22 protein-coding genes and 1 pseudogene are annotated in these 20,057 nt (G+C 63.3%); 12 read left to right on the forward strand and 11 right to left on the reverse strand.

From position 1 onward, the window contains the following. The first annotated feature begins 167 nt into the window (after positions 1-167). Genes rfbF through JC607_RS09810 form a run of 5 tightly spaced genes read left to right on the forward strand, consistent with a single transcriptional unit; the run spans position 168 to position 4,563 of the window. Positions 168-938: a glucose-1-phosphate cytidylyltransferase gene (gene rfbF, locus JC607_RS09790; RefSeq protein ID WP_198836731.1), complete on the forward strand. Its 771-nt coding sequence runs from the start codon at positions 168-170 to the stop codon at positions 936-938. After that, positions 935-2,005: a CDP-glucose 4,6-dehydratase gene (rfbG, locus tag JC607_RS09795; RefSeq protein WP_198836732.1), complete on the forward strand. Its 1,071-nt coding sequence runs from the start codon at positions 935-937 to the stop codon at positions 2,003-2,005. Before rfbF ends, rfbG begins: the two co-directional genes overlap by 4 nt. Further along, positions 2,002-3,234 (forward strand): class I SAM-dependent methyltransferase, encoded by a 1,233-nt coding sequence (locus JC607_RS09800; protein ID WP_198836733.1) that lies wholly within the window; start codon positions 2,002-2,004, stop codon positions 3,232-3,234. Before rfbG ends, JC607_RS09800 begins: the two co-directional genes overlap by 4 nt. Then, a complete protein-coding gene (locus tag JC607_RS09805; RefSeq protein WP_198836734.1) occupies positions 3,231-3,764 on the forward strand; it encodes a dTDP-4-dehydrorhamnose 3,5-epimerase family protein in 534 nt (177 codons plus the stop codon). The genes JC607_RS09800 and JC607_RS09805 overlap by 4 nt, the downstream gene beginning before the upstream one ends. Positions 3,765-3,786: 22 nt before the next feature. Beyond that, entirely contained in the window at positions 3,787-4,563 is a 777-nt protein-coding gene (locus tag JC607_RS09810; RefSeq protein ID WP_198836735.1) for a glycosyltransferase family 25 protein, read from the forward strand. 3 nt (positions 4,564-4,566) lie between these two features. Here JC607_RS09810 and JC607_RS09815 read toward each other — a convergent pair whose 3' ends face one another. Next, positions 4,567-5,370 carry a hypothetical protein gene (locus tag JC607_RS09815; RefSeq protein ID WP_198836736.1) on the reverse strand — a complete coding sequence of 268 codons (804 nt, stop codon included), beginning with the start codon at positions 5,368-5,370 and terminating at the stop codon, positions 4,567-4,569. 151 nt (positions 5,371-5,521) lie between these two features. On the opposite strand from JC607_RS09815, the gene JC607_RS09820 reads away from it, so the two are divergent. Further along, positions 5,522-6,445, forward strand: a complete 924-nt coding sequence (locus tag JC607_RS09820) for a glycosyltransferase family 2 protein (protein WP_198836737.1) — start codon at positions 5,522-5,524, stop codon at positions 6,443-6,445. A 3-nt stretch (positions 6,446-6,448) separates the two neighbouring features. On the opposite strand, the gene JC607_RS09825 is transcribed toward JC607_RS09820, so the two are convergent. From JC607_RS09825 to JC607_RS09840, 4 genes are all read right to left on the reverse strand, one after another. Then, positions 6,449-7,744, reverse strand: coding sequence for a glycosyltransferase (locus JC607_RS09825; protein WP_198836738.1), 1,296 nt, complete (start codon positions 7,742-7,744; stop codon positions 6,449-6,451). 66 nt (positions 7,745-7,810) lie between these two features. After that, positions 7,811-8,533: a WbqC family protein gene (locus tag JC607_RS09830; protein WP_198836739.1), complete on the reverse strand. Its 723-nt coding sequence runs from the start codon at positions 8,531-8,533 to the stop codon at positions 7,811-7,813. After that, on the reverse strand, positions 8,530-9,042 hold the full coding sequence (locus JC607_RS09835) for a GNAT family N-acetyltransferase (protein ID WP_198836740.1): 513 nt from the start codon (positions 9,040-9,042) through the stop codon (positions 8,530-8,532). The genes JC607_RS09830 and JC607_RS09835 overlap by 4 nt, the downstream gene beginning before the upstream one ends. Before the next feature lie 5 nt (positions 9,043-9,047). Further along, on the reverse strand, positions 9,048-9,800 hold the full coding sequence (locus JC607_RS09840) for a CmcI family methyltransferase (RefSeq protein WP_198836741.1): 753 nt from the start codon (positions 9,798-9,800) through the stop codon (positions 9,048-9,050). A 155-nt stretch (positions 9,801-9,955) separates the two neighbouring features. On the opposite strand from JC607_RS09840, the gene JC607_RS09845 reads away from it, so the two are divergent. After that, positions 9,956-11,074, forward strand: coding sequence for a DegT/DnrJ/EryC1/StrS family aminotransferase (locus JC607_RS09845; RefSeq protein WP_198836742.1), 1,119 nt, complete (start codon positions 9,956-9,958; stop codon positions 11,072-11,074). Between the two features lie 729 nt (positions 11,075-11,803). On the opposite strand, the gene JC607_RS09850 is transcribed toward JC607_RS09845, so the two are convergent. Continuing rightward, positions 11,804-12,115 carry an ETC complex I subunit gene (locus JC607_RS09850; RefSeq protein ID WP_092895672.1) on the reverse strand — a complete coding sequence of 104 codons (312 nt, stop codon included), beginning with the start codon at positions 12,113-12,115 and terminating at the stop codon, positions 11,804-11,806. A 200-nt stretch (positions 12,116-12,315) separates the two neighbouring features. Between JC607_RS09850 and uvrB the strand changes: the two genes are divergently transcribed. Further along, positions 12,316-14,505 (forward strand): excinuclease ABC subunit UvrB, encoded by a 2,190-nt coding sequence (uvrB, locus tag JC607_RS09855; protein WP_198836743.1) that lies wholly within the window; start codon positions 12,316-12,318, stop codon positions 14,503-14,505. A 72-nt stretch (positions 14,506-14,577) separates the two neighbouring features. After that, a complete protein-coding gene (locus JC607_RS09860; protein WP_370584780.1) occupies positions 14,578-14,814 on the forward strand; it encodes a hypothetical protein in 237 nt (78 codons plus the stop codon). 19 nt (positions 14,815-14,833) lie between these two features. Here JC607_RS09860 and JC607_RS09865 read toward each other — a convergent pair whose 3' ends face one another. After that, positions 14,834-15,091, reverse strand: a complete 258-nt coding sequence (locus tag JC607_RS09865) for a GlsB/YeaQ/YmgE family stress response membrane protein (RefSeq protein WP_198836744.1) — start codon at positions 15,089-15,091, stop codon at positions 14,834-14,836. Positions 15,092-15,346: 255 nt separating this feature from the next. On the opposite strand from JC607_RS09865, the gene JC607_RS09870 reads away from it, so the two are divergent. After that, positions 15,347-15,562, forward strand: a complete 216-nt coding sequence (locus JC607_RS09870) for a hypothetical protein (protein ID WP_198836745.1) — start codon at positions 15,347-15,349, stop codon at positions 15,560-15,562. On the opposite strand, the gene JC607_RS09875 is transcribed toward JC607_RS09870, so the two are convergent. Further along, a complete protein-coding gene (locus JC607_RS09875) occupies positions 15,519-15,842 on the reverse strand; it encodes a hypothetical protein (RefSeq protein WP_198836746.1) in 324 nt (107 codons plus the stop codon). The genes JC607_RS09870 and JC607_RS09875 overlap by 44 nt on opposite strands. A gap of 306 nt (positions 15,843-16,148) precedes the next feature. Between JC607_RS09875 and JC607_RS09880 the strand changes: the two genes are divergently transcribed. Further along, positions 16,149-17,213, forward strand: a complete 1,065-nt coding sequence (locus tag JC607_RS09880; protein ID WP_198836747.1) for a 3-deoxy-7-phosphoheptulonate synthase — start codon at positions 16,149-16,151, stop codon at positions 17,211-17,213. Here JC607_RS09880 and JC607_RS09885 read toward each other — a convergent pair. Both JC607_RS09885 and dcm read right to left on the reverse strand, forming a co-directional pair. Beyond that, complete coding sequence (locus JC607_RS09885) at positions 17,147-17,659, reverse strand: very short patch repair endonuclease (protein WP_198836748.1); 513 nt, start codon at positions 17,657-17,659, stop codon at positions 17,147-17,149. The genes JC607_RS09880 and JC607_RS09885 overlap by 67 nt on opposite strands. Beyond that, the gene (gene dcm / locus JC607_RS09890) at positions 17,652-18,848 is read right to left on the reverse strand and encodes a DNA (cytosine-5-)-methyltransferase (protein WP_233092825.1); all 1,197 of its coding nucleotides are present in this window, start codon (positions 18,846-18,848) and stop codon (positions 17,652-17,654) included. The genes JC607_RS09885 and dcm overlap by 8 nt, the downstream gene beginning before the upstream one ends. A gap of 180 nt (positions 18,849-19,028) precedes the next feature. Here dcm and JC607_RS09895 point away from each other — a divergent pair, with 180 nt between their 5' ends. Then, a complete protein-coding gene (locus JC607_RS09895) occupies positions 19,029-19,475 on the forward strand; it encodes a pseudoazurin (protein ID WP_198836750.1) in 447 nt (148 codons plus the stop codon). 85 nt (positions 19,476-19,560) lie between these two features. Here JC607_RS09895 and JC607_RS09900 read toward each other — a convergent pair. Beyond that, positions 19,561-20,057, reverse strand: a pseudogene (locus tag JC607_RS09900) (AMP-binding protein); the annotation flags it as partial.

A 20,057-nucleotide genomic window follows, 5' to 3' on the forward strand; every position in this document is an offset into this window, starting at 1 on the left:
CCAGTCCACGCTATTGCATATCTGCCGCCCGGCTTACCAATCGAATGACCGGGGGCCTCCCCCCGGAAAAGCTGAGGACCGCCGCCGACACAGCCCCCGCCTGTGCCAGAGGTTGTCATCCGCGCCCGCGATATTGTACATAGCGGGCGACGGATATGAGGGTGGACATGCAGGCTGTTATCCTGGCAGGGGGCTTTGGCACCCGGATCTCCGAAGAGAGCCATCTGAAACCCAAGCCGATGATCGAGATCGGCAGCCGCCCGATATTGTGGCATATCATGAAGATCTATGCCCATCACGGCATCACCGATTTCGTGATCTGCCTTGGCTATCGCGGCCATATGATCAAGGAATATTTCGCCAATTACGTCATGCACAGCTCGGATATGACGGTCGATGCGCGGACGGGCGAGATCACCTATCACGGCTCGGTCGCCGAACCCTGGCGCATCACGCTGATTGACACAGGCGAGAATTCGATGACCGGGGGGCGGCTGAAGCGGGCAAAGCCCTGGCTTGGCCAGACCTTTTGCATGACCTATGGCGACGGGGTCTCGGATATCGATATCGCAGCGGAAATCGCCTTTCACCGCGCCCATGGCAAGCTTGCGACCATCGCGGCCGTGACGCCTCCGGGCCGCTACGGCGCGCTTGAGATGACCGCAAGCGGCCAGGTGGAGCGGTTCATCGAAAAGCCGCCCGGAGATGAGGGCCGCATCAACGGCGGCTTTTTCGTGCTGGAGCGCGAGGTCCTGGACCGGATCGAGGGCGATCCGACACCTTTCGAGGGCGATCCGCTTGAGGGGCTCGCCCGCGACGGAGAGCTGCAGGCCTGGCGCCATCCCGGCTTCTGGCACGCGATGGATACGCTGCGCGACCGCAACCATCTGGAAAAACTCTGGTCCGGCGGGGCCGCGCCCTGGAAAATCTGGTCGTGATCTCTGGTTCCGCGAGCGACTTCTGGGCCGGGAAGCGCGTTCTGCTGACCGGCCATACCGGGTTCAAGGGCGCCTGGGCGGGCCGCTGGCTGGCGCGGCGCGGCGCGGTGGTGACCGGTCTCGCTCTGGCCCCGGAGCCCGGGCCGAACCTCTCGACGCTTCTGGGCACGGGCCATCTCGCGGCCTCGCATCTGGTCGATCTGCGCGACGCGGCGGCGGTTGACGCGGCCGTGGCCCAGGCGCAGCCCGATCTGGTGCTGCATATGGCCGCACAGCCGCTGGTGCGGCGGTCTTACGCGGAACCGGTCGCGACCTTTGCCACCAATGTCATGGGCACGCTGCATCTCCTTGACGCGCTGCATCGGCTGGCACGCCCGCGCGCGGTGCTCGTGATCACCTCGGACAAGGTCTATGAGAATGACGGCTCCGGCCGTGCCTATGAGGAAGGCGACCGGCTGGGCGGGCATGACCCCTATTCGGCCTCGAAAGCCGCGACCGAAATCGCTGTGGCCTCGTGGCGGCAGTCTTTCTGCCCTGAGGGCGGCCCCCGGCTGATGACCGCGCGGGGCGGCAATGTGATCGGCGGCGGCGACTGGTCGGAAGACCGGCTGATCCCCGATATCATCCGCGCGCTGGCCGCAGATGAGGTGCCGGTGCTGCGCAATCCCGCCTCGACCCGGCCCTGGCAGCATGTGCTGGAATGTCTTGACGGCTATCTCACCCTGCTTGAGGCGATGACAGGTGACGCGCCCCTGCCCGATGCGCTGAATTTCGGCCCCGCCGAGGGGGCAGAGCCGGTAGCGGTCGGCGCGCTGACGAACCGCCTGCTCTCGGCCATGGGCCGCCCGGCCGCTTTCGCGCAGGATCCCCGGACCGGCCCGCATGAGATGGCGCTCCTTGGCATCAACTCCGCGCTGGCGCAGGAGGTGCTTGGCTGGACGCCGCGCCTTGACGCCGCCCGGACCATCGGCCTCACCGCTGACTGGTATGCCGCCTGGGCGGACGGGCAGGATATGACCGCGCTCACCGACCACCAGATTGCCCTTTACGAGGATATCCGCCCGTGACCCGTTCCTGCCGCTTTTGCAACGCAGCCCTGACCCAGACGCTCGTCGATCTGGGCGAGACCCCGCTTGCAAACAGCTACCTGCCCGCAGGGGATGCGGGCGCCCTGGCCGCCGAGCGGCGCTTTCCGCTGCATGTCATGGTCTGCAACAGCTGCTGGCTTGCCCAGACAACCGAGACCGTGCCTGCGGATGCGATCTTTTCGCATGGCTATGCCTATCTCTCGTCCTTTTCTCAGGGCTGGGTCGATCATGCCCGCCGCTATGCCACCGCGATGACGGCGCGGTTCTCGCTTGGCCCGCAGTCGAAAGTGGTCGAGATCGCGTCGAATGACGGCTATCTGCTGCAGCATTTCGTGGCGGATGCTGTCCCGGTGCTGGGGGTCGAACCCGCCGGTCATGCCGCAAGCCTTGCCGAAGCAAAGGGCGTGCCCACGCGGGTCGCGTTCTTCGGCGAAGCGACCGCGCGGCAGCTGCGTGAAGAGGGGCATGGCGCCGATCTGATGGCCGCGAATAACGTGCTGGCCCATGTCCCCGATATCCGCGATTTCGCCGCCGGGTTCCGGGTGCTGCTGAACCCTCAGGGCGTTGCGACCTTTGAATTCCCGCATCTGGCGCGGCTGATCGAACAGGTACAGTTCGATACGATCTATCACGAACACTATTCCTACCTGTCGCTGACCTTTGTGCGCCGTTTGATGGAGGAGGCCGGGCTGGAGGTCTTCGACGTCGAACGCCTGCCAACCCATGGCGGCTCGCTGCGGGTCTTTGTCGGCCATAAGGGCGCGCATCAGCCGGGGCCGGGCCTCGCAGAGGTCGCGGCGGAAGAGACGCGCCTGAAGCTGGATCAGGCTGCCGGATATGGCGATCTCGCCGGCAAGGTCGCGGCAATCACCAGCGCCTTCCGTGCCTTCGTGGCGCGTGCGCGCGAAGACGGCAAGACCATCGCGGGCTATGGTGCGGCGGCAAAGGGGAACACCTTCCTCAACGTGGCCGGCATCGGCGCGAATGACATCGCTTTCGTCGTCGACCGCAACCCCGAGAAACAGGCGACCCTGTTGCCGGGCAGCCATATCCCGGTCTTCGCGCCCGAAGAAATCGCCGCCCGCCGCCCGGATTACCTGGTGATCCTGCCTTGGAACATCGCAGCCGAGGTCCGCGACCAGCAGGCACAGATCCGCGCCTGGGGCGGGGAATTCGTCACCGCGATCCCCACGCTTCACATCGGATGAGGCTGAACCCCACGCCCCTGCCCGGCCTGATCACGGTCGAGGCCGATCCGCATCAGGATGCGCGCGGCCAGTTCGCGCGGGTCTTCTGCCGTGACAGCTTTCTCGCGGCGGGGGTGGATTTTCAGCCGGTGCAGGTCAATCTCTCGACCAACACCCTGGCCCATACGCTGCGCGGTCTGCATTACCAGGCCGGCGAATTCGCCGAGGAAAAACTGGTCCGCTGTGTTGCCGGACGGGTCTGGGATGTGGCGGTCGATCTGCGCCCCGGCCCGACGCGCGGCACATGGCATGCGGTGGAGCTTGATGCCGGTAGGATGAACGGCATCTATATCCCCAAAGGCTTTGCGCATGGGTTTCTCAGCCTCACGCCCGGCGCGGTGGTTCAATATATGATGGCGCCCGCCTATATCCCCGGTCATGGGCGCGGGATCGCCTGGGATGACCCCGATCTCGCCATCACCTGGCCCGCGCGACCTGCGGTGATCTCTGACGCCGACGCCGCCCTGCCGCCCTTCGCCAGCCTGACCTGACCTGACCGCTACAGGAGTGACCATGCCAGATTCGCAAGCTCTGCCGGATTTCGGCGCCTGGCTGATCAACCTGCCGCGATCAGCACAGCGGCGCGCAGCTATGGAGGCACAGCTGGCCGCGCTGACCCTGCCTTACACCTTGCACGAGGCCACCGATGGCCGCGCCGAATGGGACCGGCTGGTGCAGAATGTCGACCTGCCCGCCTTTCGCCGCAATGTGGGGCGCGAGGTCCTTCCGGGCGAAATCGGCTGCTACCATTCGCATATCGCGGTCTGGCAGGCGTTTTTCGACTCCGGCAAGGATGTGGCGCTGGTGATGGAGGATGATGTCGTCTTCCACCCCGAATTCATGACCGCGCTGCAAACGGCGCTGGCTGCGAAGGCCGACTGGGATTTCCTGAAGCTCAACAAGATCCGCGCGAAACAGCCCTTGCGGCAGAAGAAACTGGGCGCCTGGGATCTGAACGCCTATCTCGGCCCCGCGACGGGGCTTGGCGCCTATCTGATCCGCCGCGATCTGGTGGCGCGGCTGTTGCCCAGGGTGCTGCCGATCACCCGCCCCATCGACCACGAGCTTGACCGCGTCCATATCCATGACTTCCGCCATTACGGGCTGGAACCCTTCCCCAGCCATGTCGATGACGGCAATTCCAGCACCATCACCGGCCAGTCGCATGGAGATGTGCGGAAATTTCCCTGGTATCGGCGGCTGCCGCTATATGGGCTGCGGTTTCGCAATATGATCGGAAAGCTGGTCTATCTGACCCGCAAAGGGCGCTTTCCCGCCCCGAAGCGCTGAATTTCAGCGCGGCAGGTCGCCACCGTTTTCCACCCAATATTCCGCCATCCAGCGCACCTGGCCATGGCCCATATGCGGAAACCTGTCCCAGAACCGGTTGCCCGGTCGCAAAAGGTCAATCGGGCGCGGCGTGCCGTGGAAGGCGAGCACCTTGGCAGATGCCGGCGGCGCTTTGGGCGGCAGAAACAGATCCAGCCCGATCGGGCGGCGCAGATGCCGCTTGAAGCTGATCACCCAGCCATCGGGCCAATACTCCATTGCGCTGGCTTCCGCCCCGACCCAGTTCTGCTCGATCACATGGTCACGCACGGCCTTTTCGCGATCGGCGGTGAAGCGGTCGACGATCTGGCCTTCGGCGCCCAGCGTGAAGGCGAAGATGCAGGTCCCGGCCTCCCGGGGCACGTTTGCCCGCGACGGCCGCCCCCAACCCTCGCCCATATCCGTGGTCAGGACCGGCGCCGGATGGTCGAAAAACGGGTCCAGCGCGCCGCAGATCACCATATCAAGGTCGATGAAAAGCGCGCGGCCCTTCAGCCCGTAAAGATCATGCTCAAACACCCCGAGTTTAGCCCAGGCGCCGCTTTTCCACATGCCCTGTGTCAGGCCAAGATCGGGGATCGGATAGGCCTCGATATCGGGGCCAAGCCCGGTCGCGTCATCCGTCAGGCAGACAAAGCGGAAATCCCCGGTGATGTTCCGGCGGCAGGCATTATAAAGCACGTTCACATAGCTGGCCGGATAGAGCTTGCCCCATTTCATGCTCAGCACAACGCGCTCGCCGGAGCCGCTTTTCGAATGGGGAGCCATATTTGCCTCGGATTTACGTGCATCGGATCACAAGGGTCCATTCTGTCACCATTCGGCCCGGGCTGCCAGAGCGGGCCGCACCGCACCGCCACAGCCTCGCCATTCGCCGCGCAATGCGCTAGTCAGAAGACAGGAAACAGGGGGCCTGGCAGTGACAGAGGGGCGGGATGCGGTAAAGACTGAGGGGCTTGCGCTGACGGTGTTGATCCCGACGCATAACCGCCCGGATCTGCTGAAACGCGCGGTCGCCTCGGCGCTGGCGGATCTGCCGGCGGGGGCGGAGGTTCTGGTGATCGATGATGCCTCCGGCGTCCCGGCCAGCGAGGTTCTGGCCGGATGGGACACGCGGCTCCGGGTCTTGCGCAACAGCGGTTTGCGCGGCGCGGCCGGGGCGCGGAATTTCGGCGTGGCGGAGGCCCTGGGCGAGATCATCCTCTTCCTCGACGATGATGACGAACTCCTGCCCGGTTACGCCGCCCGCGTCCTGGAGATCGCCACAGGCGAACCCGTGGATTACGGCTTCAGCGCGGTGCTCAGGCGCGATGCCTCGGGGCAGGAAGAAACGGTCACCCGCCGCCTCGCTGCGGGTCAGGTGCCGGCAAATGCCGCGCTGCGCCACAAGATCGCCGGGCTTGGCACCGGATTCTGGATCCGCCGCGCGCGGTTTCTCGCCCTGGGCGGCCTCGATCCCGATCAGAAGATCGACGAGGATACCAGCCTGTGCTGCGCGCTCATCGCCAGTGGCAGCCTGCCCTGGTATGAGGCGCGGCCCGGCATGCGGGTCTATCACCTGCACAGCGCCGCCGATGCGCCTGGCGCGCAGCTGACGCAAGGGTCGGACCCGGATCTGGTGCTGGATTGCTACCTGCGGACCTGGGCCCGGCATGAGGCAAGCTTTCCCGCATGGTCCGAGGCACGCTGGTTCCTTGGGGCACGTTATCTGCGCCGGGCGGCAAAACTGGGCGCGCGCGCGCGGATCAGGGCTTTCACGGCAATGGTGCGCCCCAGGCTGATGCGGCCCGCATTCCGGCTTTATGGCGCGGTCAAGCTCATGTCATCGAAAGCGCGGCGCTGAAGATCAGCTCTCCGCCGGTTGCCACGACGCCCAGGGCCGGGGAGCGCTTTCAAAGAGCCGCGCCGCCGTGCCATGCATCCGCAACATCCGCGCAAAACCCGATACCGGGCCGGAAGCCCGCCCGGTGCTTGTCTCAAGCCGGGTCAGGCGGTCAAGGAAATCAGCGGCTGTCAGAGCATCCTGCATCGGCGGCCCGCCAACGGCCCTGATCCGTCCGGGCGCATTGCTGCGGCGCATCCCGTCTTTCGCCCGCGGCGCGGGCGGCGCCCCGGCGACAGGAGAAGCGGCGGGGGGAATATCGAAATCCGGACCGAAGAAGCTCCGCGCCAGCGCAACACAGTCGGAGCGGTCCGGTTCGACGAAACCGGCGATCTCCCGGGCGACACGCGCGCTCCAGGCCGCCATATCCAGATCCAGTTCGCGCCCGCATTGCCGCGCCGCTTCGGTCAGCCCGTCCAGTGTCACCAGGTTCAGCGAGGACGTCCGGGCAGGCAGCCGACACTGATAAGGATCCTCGGCACTTTCGCGGAGGAATTTCACAAATTCCGGGCTGAGCTCTGCCTTGGCAAGTTTCGTATGCTGTTGCGCCGCTGCCCCGTTCGAGCGCGGCGAGGTGCCACCCATGGTCAAAGGCAGGTTGACCTTCATGATCGGGCGATCCCCGATCACCAGCGCCTGCATCGAAGTATAGAGATCGGGGGAGGAGCCCCGGAAATAAGGCCCGCCGGTCCGCGCAACAACACGGTCGATCAGCCGGCGGCTGATCATGCCATGATAGATCATGCCGCCATCGTGATAGGTGCGGAAACTCGCATTGCAAAAACGCGCCAGCACCTCCGCAGGGTCGAGCATCTCGCGCCTCCCGTCCAGATGTTGCGGCCGGATCTTGACCCAGCCATCGGCGCCGCTGGCGGGATCGGGCCAGTGGTAATTCTCGACCCGCCATTTGTAGATATCGACATCCGCCGCCTCGATCATCTGCCGCGCCAGCGCCAGACCATGGGGCAGCACCGCATCATCATCGCCGATATAGATCAGATGCGAGCCGGTGGCATTTTCCAGCGCGAACTGGAAATTCTCGCGCATCGAAAGCCTGCGCTCGCTGCGGATCACCTTCAGGCGCGGATCAAGCTCTCTGGCCAACCAGGCATCGGTCCCATCGGTCGATGCATTGTCGGCCACGACAATCTCGACCGCGATCCCGGCACGGTCTGCGGCCAGTTTCGCCGAGGCGAGTGCACAGGGCAGATATTCAAGACGCTCGCGGGTCGGGATGACAAGGCTGATTTTGGCTGACATATTCACCTGATAATCCTGGATTGAAATGGCTCCTCTCCCCGCTGAAACCGGGTGCCGGCCCGGGCATCATGACGCGCGGAGTGCCTTGAAACTCCGCCAGTCAAGGCTTGCAGGGCGCAGATGAGACGCCGCCTCAGAAGGCGTGACTGCGGCAAGAAGGTCAAGTGCCGTCACATAGGGGGTAAAGTCGCCATGCAACTGAGGCCAGGGGTCAGGGCGGTAATCCATATAGGAGACGCGGATACCTGCCGCTTCGAAACCTTCATGATCAAGATAGGAAAGCGCGCCATGTCCGGTCAGATATTCGGTGCCGGAAACTGCCTCGACCAGAGCACGGACCCGATCAGACGACGCGCCGCCGACCGCCATCTTCGAGGCAAGCAGCCGCTGTGCCGGCAGAATGCCCATGGCCTCGGCCATCCTTTCCGCGCTGGCGATCAGACGGTCGCAAAGACTGCCCTGCCCCTGATGGACCTGATCGAAAAGCATCATCGCACAAGCAGCATGCGGCTGGCCGCGCAGGCTCTGGTCCAGAAGCGCGCGATGCGAGGCCACCCAGGAGCCGCCGCTCTCGGCAAGATCAGCGATCCGCTGGAAACTGCCCTTGCCGGCCAGCGGCACACTCATCCACCGGCGCCCCCCATCCAGCTTTACCTGAATACGGTTGGTAAAGCTGCCTTTCGAGAACTGCGCATCATCGAGCCAGATCCAGACATCCGCCATCGCCATCTGGGCAAGAAAGCCGGGCCAGGGGAAATACATCGGTTGCGATATGACCACCCGTGTCATGGCAGATTTGCCCCTTCGAGCAATTTCTCGAACAGGATGGCATCATGGCGTGTTGTGCCATCGTCATATTGCGCGCTGAGCGTGCCGATACGGCGCCAGCCGGCGCGAGCGTATAGGCCCAGTGCGGGCGCATTGTCAGCGCGGACCTGCAAGAGGAGTTTGTGCAGCGCAAGATCATCGCGCGCAGCCGCCTCGGCACCAGCCAGTGCGGCGCGCCCAAGCCCGGCGCCGCGCGCAGCCTGCCTCAGACAGATCCCCAGCCAGCCGTAACGGCTGCGGCGATGGATATCGGCGATCTGGACAAAGCCTGCAATTGCCCCAGCAGCCTCAGCAATGACGCGAAACCAGCCAGCATCCTCGCGACGCCGGACCCATGCAGCCGCTTCGGCCTCGGGGTCGGAAGCCGGGCCGCTCGCCTCCGGGCTTGCCATCAGCAAATGCTGCAGCGCCTTGTCTGCGCGAAGTTCGGCGATCACGGCCATATCGGCAGGACAGACAGCGCGCAGCATGGGGGCTACCTTGACTTGCGCCGGATATAGCCGCCGGGCGAGGACGAAAGCACCAGCTTTCCGTTCAGCACTTCATTGACCTCGAATGCGTCGGTCTCGGCCATGTAATCGCGCAAGGCTGAGAGCGGTTCATTGCCTGCAAACCAGAGCTTGGAGCGCTTTTTCGGCGCGTTCTCTTCGCTGACATGACCGACCAGCGTATCCGCGACGACAAGGTAACACCCTTCGGTCACCAGATCTCCATAGGCGCGGCATTCCGCCAGAACATGATCGCGCGAATGGTCGCTGTCGAGAACCACCATCACCCGCGCACCCGGCGGGATCTCGGCCCGCACTTTTGTCAGCGTGTCTTCATCGGCGGAACCGCCCTCGATCAGCACAACCCGTTTCGACATCGGATGGCTTTCGATCGCCTCGCGGTTATGGGCGCGGATGTCAATATCGACGCCGATCACCTTGCCCTTGCCCATCACCTCCAGAAGCGAGGCCATGAACAGCACCGATCCTCCCCGTGCCACGCCGGTTTCGATGATCACATCGGGTTTCGTCTCCCAGATCACCTCTTGCGTGGCCATGATATCGGCCGGCATCTGGATGATCGGCACACCCATCCAGCTCCAGAGATAGGAGTAATCATAGCGGTCCAGCGCAGTGAGCATATCAAGCGATTGTGCGAAAACCGCCTTGTCCTCTCCGAGCGCGAGCGCTTGCTTGCGTTTATGGGCTTCGAACTCTAAACGGTCGTCTTGTGTGGTCACTTTGGCCTCGGTACGACTGGGATCCTGTTCTGGTCTAGAGGAAAGCGGTCAGGGAGAAAAGTCGAATGACATCTGATCGGCCAGTGCCCCCCAGTCCAGCAGCTCCCAGTCCAGCAGCACCCCTTTCAGGCACAAGGCCCGCCCGCCAGATCCCGGTGGCAGCGCCGTCGATCACCGAACGCGAGGGCGAGCTGGCGCGTGAGGCCGCGCTGAACGCCTGGGGCGCGGATCACTACCGCTATAACCGCCGGTTCGAAGAGATGCTCGCCGCCCATTGCGGGGTTGCCCATGCGGTCAGCCTGCCCCATGCGACCTCGGGGGTGCATCTGGCGCTGGCAGCGCTTGGGATCGGGCCCGGCGATGAGGTCATCGGCCCGGATGTGACCTGGATCGCCTCGATGGCGCCGGTCACCTATATGGGCGCGGTGCCGGTTTTTGTCGATATCCTGCCCGATACCTGGTGCCTTGACCCGGTGGCGGTCGAGGCCGCGATCACGCCCCGCACGAAAGCGATCATCGGCGTCGATCTCTATGGCTCGATGTGCGACTGGGATGCACTGCGCGAGATCGCCGACCGCCACGGGATCGCGCTGATCGAGGATGCGGCCGAAGCGCTTGGTTCGACATATTGCGGCCGCCCGGCTGGCAGCCTCGGCGATGTGGCGGTGTTTTCCTTCCACGGCTCGAAAACCATCACCACCGGCGAAGGCGGCGCGCTGGTGACCAATGATCCGCAGCTTCATGCAAGGGTGCAAAAGCTGCGCGATCACGGCCGCCCGCCGGGGGACCGGTTTTTCCTCAATGACGAGGTCGCATTCAAATATAAGATGAGCGCCGTCCAGGCCGCCCTTGGCATCGCACAGATGGAGCGGCTGGACGCGCTGATTGCCTATAAGCGGCAATTGTTCGGCTGGTATGCCGACCGGCTGCGCAATGTGCCGGGCCTTACGATCAATGCCGAACCGCAAGAGGTGAAGAACTCGTTCTGGATGGTCACGGTCATCCCCGATCAACGCTATGATCTGGATAAATTCGCCCTGCAAACCGCGCTGGCAGAACAAGGCATTGATTCAAGACCGTTCTTCTCAAGCCTCTCATCGCTCAAAGCCTATGCGGACACAGATTGCCGCCCCCTGCTGACACCGCGCGCAGAGACTGCGCGGATCGTGCATGCCGGGATCAACCTGCCCTCGGGCTACGGCCTCGATGAAGCAACCGTGAGCTATATCTGCGAAACGCTGAAAGAGATCCTGCAGGGATGCGAGCAGCGTTGAGGCGATGCGCGCCCGCGCCGCCCTCTCCGCCCCCAAGCTGCAGCTCTTGCGGTGCTCTCCGACATAGGTAACGGGTCGGGCAGGCCGCGTTTTCCTGCCGCGCCGTGCTGAGGAGACGCGAACAGAACAGATCCGCAGGGACTGAAACTGGCGCCCGAAGCAGGATGGCACCGTCGCGTCGATATTGAGCCAGGTGAAGGCGCCCGATGCGTCAAACGGGTCAGAATCGGTTCGGCGAGCGCGGGATTCCGGATCTGAAATCTGGCCTTTGGGGCGGGTGCGCCGATACGACTGGAGCCGGGCTTCTCGGATTGCAAACCCCCATCCCCCGTTGCAGGGCGAAGCTTCGGGCGAACCCGGCGGGCGTCAGCAGGCCCGCAAGTCCAGCCAGTCAGGCCTCAGGTCGCGTGATTCGTCTCCAGTCCGGCACGCGAGTTGCAACAACGCCTTGTCATTCAGAAACATGGGCAGCCGCTTCCGTTACGCTGTCCCGGTTCGCGCAGTCCAACCGGGACATAAGAGGCTCCCGGACCATTCGGCGAATTGCGTGGTGGCGGCCTGTCCATGCGTATCGCCCATCTGCCACCGCCAGAAACGGTGTTGGGCAGCACCTATCGGAAGCGAAGCTCCGGCAAGACACATCGCCGAAACCTCACTCCAGGCAATATCAATGACCTGATTAAGCCAGCACCCGATCTCGGGCCTGACTTCTAACCGGTTCAAAACCAGTCAATGAGTCCAGGGATTGCGCCGGTCAGTGGCGAAATTTTCGCCATAGCCACGCAGGCGGATATTGGCCTTGCGCGGGGTCGGCTCGATCACCGTATAGGCGATACCATGCTGTTGGGCATAGGCTTCGGCCTCTTCGCGGGTCTCGAACCGCAGCTTCACCTGGGTCTGGGTGTCCGAGGACGAGGTCCAGCCCATCAGCGGATCCACTTCGCGCGCAGAATCCTGCGCGAATTCCAGCAGCCAGACATGGGTTTTGCCCATACCGGATTGCATGGCGTTGCGGCTGGGCTGATAGATACGGGCTCGCATGGGGCTGACCTCCGGAATAGCCCCGCCGTTCTGGCCGAAACGCGGCGAAAGCGCAAGGGATGCCGACAGATTGAGCCATCGCCCCCGCCTGTTGTGCGCAGCCGGAACGGGAGGACGCCGAACTGGGGTTGAACTGGAACAAAAACAGATCAAATTAGCGGGTGATTGCCTGCTGCCCCCTGCCCCTCCCGAGGCCCGAGATGCATAACAACGCGCCCGACAAGCTGCCCGACATTTCCCATATCACGCCCGTTCGGCGCGAAAAGCTCGAAGGCGGGCAGCGCTTTGTCATGCAGACGCCCTTCACAGCGGCGGGCGATCAGCCGACGGCGATTGCCGAGCTGTCGCAGGGCGTAACCGCGGGTGAACATGACCAGGTGCTCCTGGGGGCGACCGGCACCGGCAAGACCTTCACCATGGCGAAGGTGATCGAAGAGACGCAGCGCCCGGCGATCATCCTTGCGCCAAACAAGACGCTGGCCGCGCAATTATACGGAGAATTCAAGGGCTTCTTCCCCGATAACGCCGTTGAGTATTTCGTAAGCTATTACGATTACTACCAGCCCGAGGCCTATGTCGCGCGCACCGATACCTTTATCGAGAAAGAGAGCCAGATTAACGAGGCAATCGACCGGATGCGCCATTCGGCGACACGGGCACTGCTGGAGCGTGACGATGTGATCATCGTGGCGTCGGTGTCCTGTATCTACGGCATCGGCTCGGTCGAGACCTATTCGGCGATGACCCAGGACATGGTCCAGGGCCAGTTTTACGATCAGCGCAAATTCATCCAGGAGCTGGTGGCGCAGCAATACCGGCGCTCGGAGGTCGGGTTTCAGCGGGGCGGGTTCCGCGTCCGGGGCGATGTGATCGAGCTATGGCCCGCCCACCTTGAAGACCGCGCCTGGCGGTTCTCATTCTTCGGCGAAGAGCTGGAGAGCATCACCGAATTCGACCCGCTGACCGGCGCGAAAACCGGCAGCTATGCTCAGATCCGCATCTATGCCAACAGCCATTATGTGACGCCGCGCCCGACCATGGCCCAGGCGATCCAGGGCATCCGCGCCGAGCTGCACCAGCAGCTCAAACGCTTCAACGATGAGGGCAAACTGCTCGAGGCGCAACGGCTGGAACAGCGTACGCGATTTGATCTGGAAATGCTGGAGGCCACCGGCGTCTGCAACGGGATCGAGAACTATTCGCGCTATCTGACCGGGCGCGCGCCTGGCGAGCCGCCGCCCACCCTGTTCGAATTCATCCCCGACAATGCCATTGTTTTTGCAGATGAATCCCACGTTTCTGTGCCACAGATCGGCGGCATGTACCGGGGTGACTTTCGGCGCAAGTCGGTGCTGGCGGAACATGGCTTCCGCCTGCCCTCCTGCATGGACAACCGGCCGCTCAAATTCGAGGAATGGGACGCGATGCGGCCGCAATCGGTCTTTGTTTCGGCGACGCCCTCGGCATGGGAGCTGGAACAGGCCGGCGGCGTTTTCACCGAACAGGTGATCCGCCCGACCGGGCTGATCGACCCGATGATCGAGATCCGGCCGGTCGAGATGCAGGTCGACGACCTGCTGGACGAGGTCCGGCGGGTGGCGGCAAAGGGGTTGCGCATTCTGGTGACCACGCTGACAAAGCGCATGGCCGAGGATCTCACCGAATATATGCATGAACAGGGGATCCGCATCCGCTACATGCATTCCGATATCGACACGATCGAACGGATCGAGATCCTGCGCGATCTGCGGCTGGGCGCCTTTGATGTGCTGGTGGGCATTAACCTTTTGCGTGAGGGGCTCGATATTCCCGAATGCGGTCTGGTGGCGATTCTCGATGCCGATAAGGAGGGCTTCCTGCGGTCGGAGACCTCGCTGATCCAGACCATCGGGCGGGCGGCGCGCAATGCCGAGGGCCGCGTGATCATGTATGCCGACAAGATCACCGGCTCGATGACCCGCGCCATGGCCGAGACCGACCGGCGGCGCGAAAAGCAAAAGGCCTATAACCGCGAACATGGCATCACACCGCAGACGGTGAAGAAAAACGTCGAGGATGTGCTGGCGGGGCTGTGGTCCGGCGACACAGATCAGTCGCGGGTGACGGCGAAGATCGAGCGGCCGGCGGTGGGGCAGAACCTTGCGGCGCATCTCGACGCGCTGCGGGTGGCGATGCGCAAGGCAGCCGAGAACCTCGAATTCGAGGAAGCCGCCCGGCTGCGCGACGAGGTCAAACGGCTGGAGGCTGTGGAACTGGCCGTGGCCGACGACCCGCTGGCGCGGCAATCGGCGGTTGATGAGGCCGTCGATGAGGCGGTGAAGGCATCGGGCCGCTCGACCGCCGGGCGGGCCGGACAACGCGGCGGCAACAAGAAGAGCAAGCGTCGATAAGGCAGTTGCTCCCTGCCCCAACACTGTTAACCTTTGTTAACGTGTGTGTGACAGGTAGCAGGGGTTCGACGGGTGTATTTTCAGGGTATCGCCATTTCGGCTCTGGTGCTGGCCGCAACGACCGGCAGCGTTTCCGCCCAGGACTGTGATCCGAACTACAGCGGCGCGTGCGTGCCAGTCGCTTCGGATGTTGATTGTGCAGGCGGAAGTGGCAACGGACCCGCTTATGTCGAAGGTCCGGTCAGGGTCATCGGCCAGGATGTCTACGATCTCGACCGTGATGGCGACGGGGTCGGCTGCGACCGCTGACCCCGTCACGTTGAAAGGCTCAGGCCGTCCGCACCAGGCGGATCAGAAGGAGCAGGATCACCGCGCCGATGGTGGCGTGGATGATGGAGGCAAGGATGGCATTGCCGCCGAAGGTCAGACCGATGCGCGGCAGGATCAGCCCGGCGATAAAGGCGCCGACCACACCAACCACGATGTTCCCGACCAGACCAAAGCCGTAGCCTTTGACCAGTTGCCCCGCCAGCCAGCCGGCAACCGCGCCGATGACCAGAAGAATCAGAATGCTCTCGATACCCATAATCTCTCCCTCACTTTAACGAAGCGCCGCCAGGGTGTCGGGCGTCGCCGCCCCGCCCAAAGATCGGCGGTTCTGTTGCAGAGCCTCACTATGGCTGGAAGGTTAACGCAGCCGGAGGGCTTTGGTTCCATATCGCGCAAAGATGCGGCCTCGCAGCGATTGACCTTGCCGCCGCATCCGCCGAATGTGCTTTGCTCCGGCTTTCGCCGCCTTATGCTCCACCGCCTCACGTCCTCAAAGACCGGACCCATACCCATGCAGATCCTCGACCCGTTTCACCCGATGTTCGAGCGCCCCCTCACGCGGCTTTTGACCACGATCCTGCCGATCCTGTGGTCCGGTCTGGAATTCTTCGCCTTCAACGCGCCGCTTTGGGGCGCGGTCTTCCTCGTCGCGGGGCTATATGCCGGCTATATGCTTTTTATCGTCAGGCCGAAGGGGCCGGACGGGGGGCAGAACGGGGGCAAGTGACCAGCCCCCGCATCTCACCCGAATCCCCCTGGAGCGAACTTTCGCGCAATTTACAGCCCGTGAGCTCCGGGATCAGCTCGATCATTCTGGCCCGAATCGCCTGATGTTCCCCCGGCGAGGCCCAGCCGAGACGGATCACCTCGACCCTGTTGCCCTTCAGAAAGACCACGTAATCATGCCCGCCGCGGCTGGCCTCGAATCGTTCGGCGCCAAACATATGCGGCGCGGGCTGGGCGCCACAGGCGGCAAGGAAAAGGGGCAGGATCAGGGTCACTCGCATGATCCGATGCTCTGCGACCAGGGTTAATAATTCCTGAAGATCTTTGCCCGACCCGCCAGGCCCCTGAAAATCCCTGTTATTTTTCTGGTGACAAAGTGATTTTTCGCGCTTAGCTTTCCCCGCATGTCCATGTCCTGCGCCCCCGTCTGGTTTTATTACTTCCGCTCATGCCAGCGGATGCGGGCGGCTGTGTAACGCGAGACAGGCGATACTCACCAAAAACCCCCAAGCCGCTGGTTCGACCGGCGGCTTTCCGTTTTCGGGGGGTGCCGGTCAGATCCTGAAGCAAAAAACAGGAAGACCGAAATGCCGACCGAAACCAACAACCTGCGTATTCAGGAATTGCGCCCCCTGCCCTCGCCTCTGGAGCTCGCCGTGGCAATCCCCCGCGATGCCGCCATATCCGAGACCGTGGCGCAAAGCCGCAATGCCATCCGCGAGATCCTGGCGGGCCGCGACGAAAGGCTGCTCCTCGTGATCGGGCCCTGTTCGATCCATGACCCCGAGGCCGCCATGGATTACGCCCGCCGCCTCGCGGCCGAGCGCAAGCGCCACCAGGACAAGCTGGAAATCGTGATGCGGGTCTATTTCGAGAAGCCGCGCACAACGGTCGGCTGGAAGGGGCTGATCAATGACCCGCATCTCGACGGCTCGGACCGGATCGAGGACGGGCTGCCGCTGGCGCGCAAGCTGCTGCTGGATATCAACCGCATGGGTCTTCCGGCCTCGACCGAATTCCTCGACCCGATCATGCCGCAATATTTCGCCGATCTGATCGCCTGGGGCGCGATCGGCGCGCGCACCACCGAAAGCCAGATCCATCGCCAGCTGGCCTCGGGCCTGTCCTGCCCGGTCGGCTTCAAGAACGGCACCGATGGCTCGGTCCAGATGGCGCTGGATGCGATTCTGTCGGCGCGCGGCCAGCATTCCTTCCCGGCCATCACCGCGGACGGGCGGGCGGCGATTGCGCGCACCACCGGCAACCCCGATTGTCATGTCGTGCTGCGCGGCGGATCGAAAGGGCCGAATTTCAGTGCGGCTGACGTCGATGCGGTCGCGGAGGCCGCGGCAAAAGCCGGCATTGATCCGGGCATCATGATCGACGCAAGCCATGCCAACAGCGGCAAGGATCCGGCCCGCCAGCCCGGGGTTGTTGCCGATGTCGCCGCCCGTATCCGCGCGGGCGAGCGCCGTATCCGCGCGCTGATGGTCGAAAGCAACCTGGTCGCCGGCGCACAAAAAGTCGTTCCCGGCCAAAAGCTTGTCTATGGTCAGTCGATCACCGATGGCTGCATTTCCTGGGATCAGACGGTCGAGCTGCTTGACGGGCTCGCCGATGCGGTCAAAGCGGGCGATATGGCCGCCGCCTGAGCCATAATCTCGATACGCTGGCCGCCTCCGGCAATCCAGGCGGCCAGCTCTGCCAGAACCATATCTTCCGGCTGGCGCCCCCGCCCTTTCAGCGCGCATTCCCAGACCAGTGCCACCCGCCAGCCCAGTGCCTCGAGCGCGGCCTGAGTGCTGGCGTCACGTGCCATATTGCCGCCGATCTTGCCGCGCCAGAACTCTTCCCGGGTCCTCGGCCAGCGAAACAGATCGCAGCCATGGCCATGCCAGAAACACCCATGCGCAAAGATCACCGCCCGGTATTTCGGGAGCACAAGATCAGGCCGCCCGGGCAGGTCGCGCGCTTGCAATCGGTACCGAAAGCCGAGCCCATGCAGCCCCTTGCGCAAGACCATCTCGGGCCTGGTATCCGCGCCCCGGATCGCCTGCATATTGCGCCGCCGCGCATCAGGCGAATGGACGTCAGCCATGGATCAGCGAAAGGATATGCGGCCGCATCTTCTGCGCGACCTCGGCGAAAACCGGCACGGCCACGGAATTGCCGAACTGGCGATAGGCCTGGGTGTCCGAGACCGGAATGCGGAAATTCTCGCCATAGCCCATCAGCCGGGCGCATTCTCTGGGGGTCAGGCGACGCGGGTTTTCACCGGGCTGCTGGCGGATCAGAATTTCGGAGCCGTCCTTATAGTAGCGCGCCGACAGCGTGCGGGCGATGTCCTCCGGCCCGAAAAGGCCAAAGCCGAACCCATTGCCCTTTGCGCGATGCTTGGCGGCATAGTCCTGAAGGTACCGCCAGAGCTTGTCGGTCAGCGTGTATTTCTCGCTGACGAGTGCATCGGGGCCGGTGGTGAAATGCCCTTCCGGCGCCTCGGTGCCATTCTCGGGATGCAGGATCGTGCCCAGCCGGCGCCCGCCGTAAGAGGGCAGCTCAAGATCTGTCCAGCTGAAAGAAGTGGCCTCGCGAAAGCCCACCATCACGATCCGCTCGCGATGTTGCGGCACGAAATGACCGGCATCAATCACTTTGGTAAAAAGCTGGTAGCCCAGCTCTTCGGTCAGCGTCCGGTGGATCACCGCAAAGGTATTGCCCTTATCATGACTTTGCAGGTTCTTTACATTTTCCAACAAAAACGCCGCAGGGCGATGGTGTTTTATCAGCCGCGCCACGTCAAAAAACAACGTTCCCTGGGTTTCATCGGCAAAACCATGCGCCCGACCGAGCGCGTTTTTCTTCGAGACCCCGGCGATGGAAAACGGCTGGCAGGGAAAGCCCGCAACCAGCACATCATGGGCAGGCACATCGGCCTCAGCCACCGCGCGGATATCGCCGGCAATCGGGCGGTTGTCGGGATAATTGGCGTGATAAGTCTTCTGCGCGAACTGGTCCCATTCCGAGGTGAAGACACAGCGCCCCCCCGCCGCCTCCATGGCGCGCCTGAGGCCCCCGATCCCGGCGAAGAGGTCGATGAAGGTGAAGGATCCAACCGGATCCGGATGGCGTCCGGCTTCGGCGCGCAATACCGTCAGCACGGCCTCGCGCGGGGCTTCCTCGCCGCGTTTCCAGCGGTAGATATGGCCCTCAGAATAGCCAAGACGTTTGGCGGCATCAGGCACAGACCACCCCGCCTGGGCCAGAAGCCTGTCAAATTCGGTTTGCATCGCGGCTTTCATATCTGGGAATTTTTCTGACACTAGGGCGAAAATATCCCCTTAGCAATCAACCCTGCGACGCCCCGCCGCAGGCCCGGTTTGATCTCGCTCAAGGTCGGGCCAAACAGCCTCGCCTAACGCATGGGGAATGGCCGGTTGCCGGTCATTCCCGTGACACAGGAGCTCACCATGACATCCCGCATCCTCTTTGCCGCCCTGATCGCCTGCGGCCTCGCAGGCCCCGGCCTTGCCGCCGAAATCGAGGTGCATATGCTGAACAAAGGCGCCGCCGGCACGATGGTTTTCGAACCCGATTACCTGCGCGCCGAGCCGGGCGATGTGATCAGGTTCATCCCGACCGACAAGAGCCATAATGTCGAGGCGATCAAAGATATGTTGCCACCCGGCGCCGCAGTGTTCAAAGGCAAAATCAATGAAGCGCTTGACGTGACCGTGATCGAGCCGGGCATTTACGGCGTCAAATGCACGCCGCATCTGGCAATGGGCATGGTGATGGTGATCCAGGTTGGCGCCGCGCCTGAAGATCTGACGGACGTGATCGAAAAGCTCAAGGCCGTGAAACTGCCGAAGAAAGCGCGCGAGCGGATGGATCTGGCGCTGGATCAGGTTCAATAATCGAACATCTGAAAGGAAAACGCCGCCCGATTATGAGCAGCGTTTTCCCTTATTCAACATTTGACCCGGATCTGGCGTTACAGCCTCATCCCTTGTTCATCCTGTTCTCGATGAGGTCTTCGACGACGGTCGGGTCTGCGAGGGTTGAGGTATCTCCGAGAGCTGCGAAGTCGTTTTCGGCGATTTTGCGCAGGATGCGGCGCATGATCTTGCCGGAACGGGTCTTGGGCAGACCCGGGGCGAACTGGATCAGGTCGGGCCTGGCGATCGGGCCGATTTCGGCGCGGACCCAGGCCTCCAGCTCGCGCTTCAGCTCGGGCGAGGGGGTGACGCCGTTCATCAGCGTGACATAGGCGTAGATGCCCTGGCCCTTGAGGTCATGCGGGTAGCCGACAACTGCCGCTTCGGCGACTTTCTCATGCGCGACAAGGGCGGATTCCACCTCTGCCGTGCCCATCCGGTGGCCGGAGACGTTAATGACATCATCGACGCGGCCGGTGATCCAGTAATAGCCATCCGCATCGCGGCGGCAGCCGTCGCCCGTAAAATAATACCCTTTATACTGGCTGAAATAAGCCTCTT

The organism is Paracoccus sp. IB05, assembly GCF_016405985.1.
Lineage (GTDB): Bacteria > Pseudomonadota > Alphaproteobacteria > Rhodobacterales > Rhodobacteraceae > Pseudogemmobacter.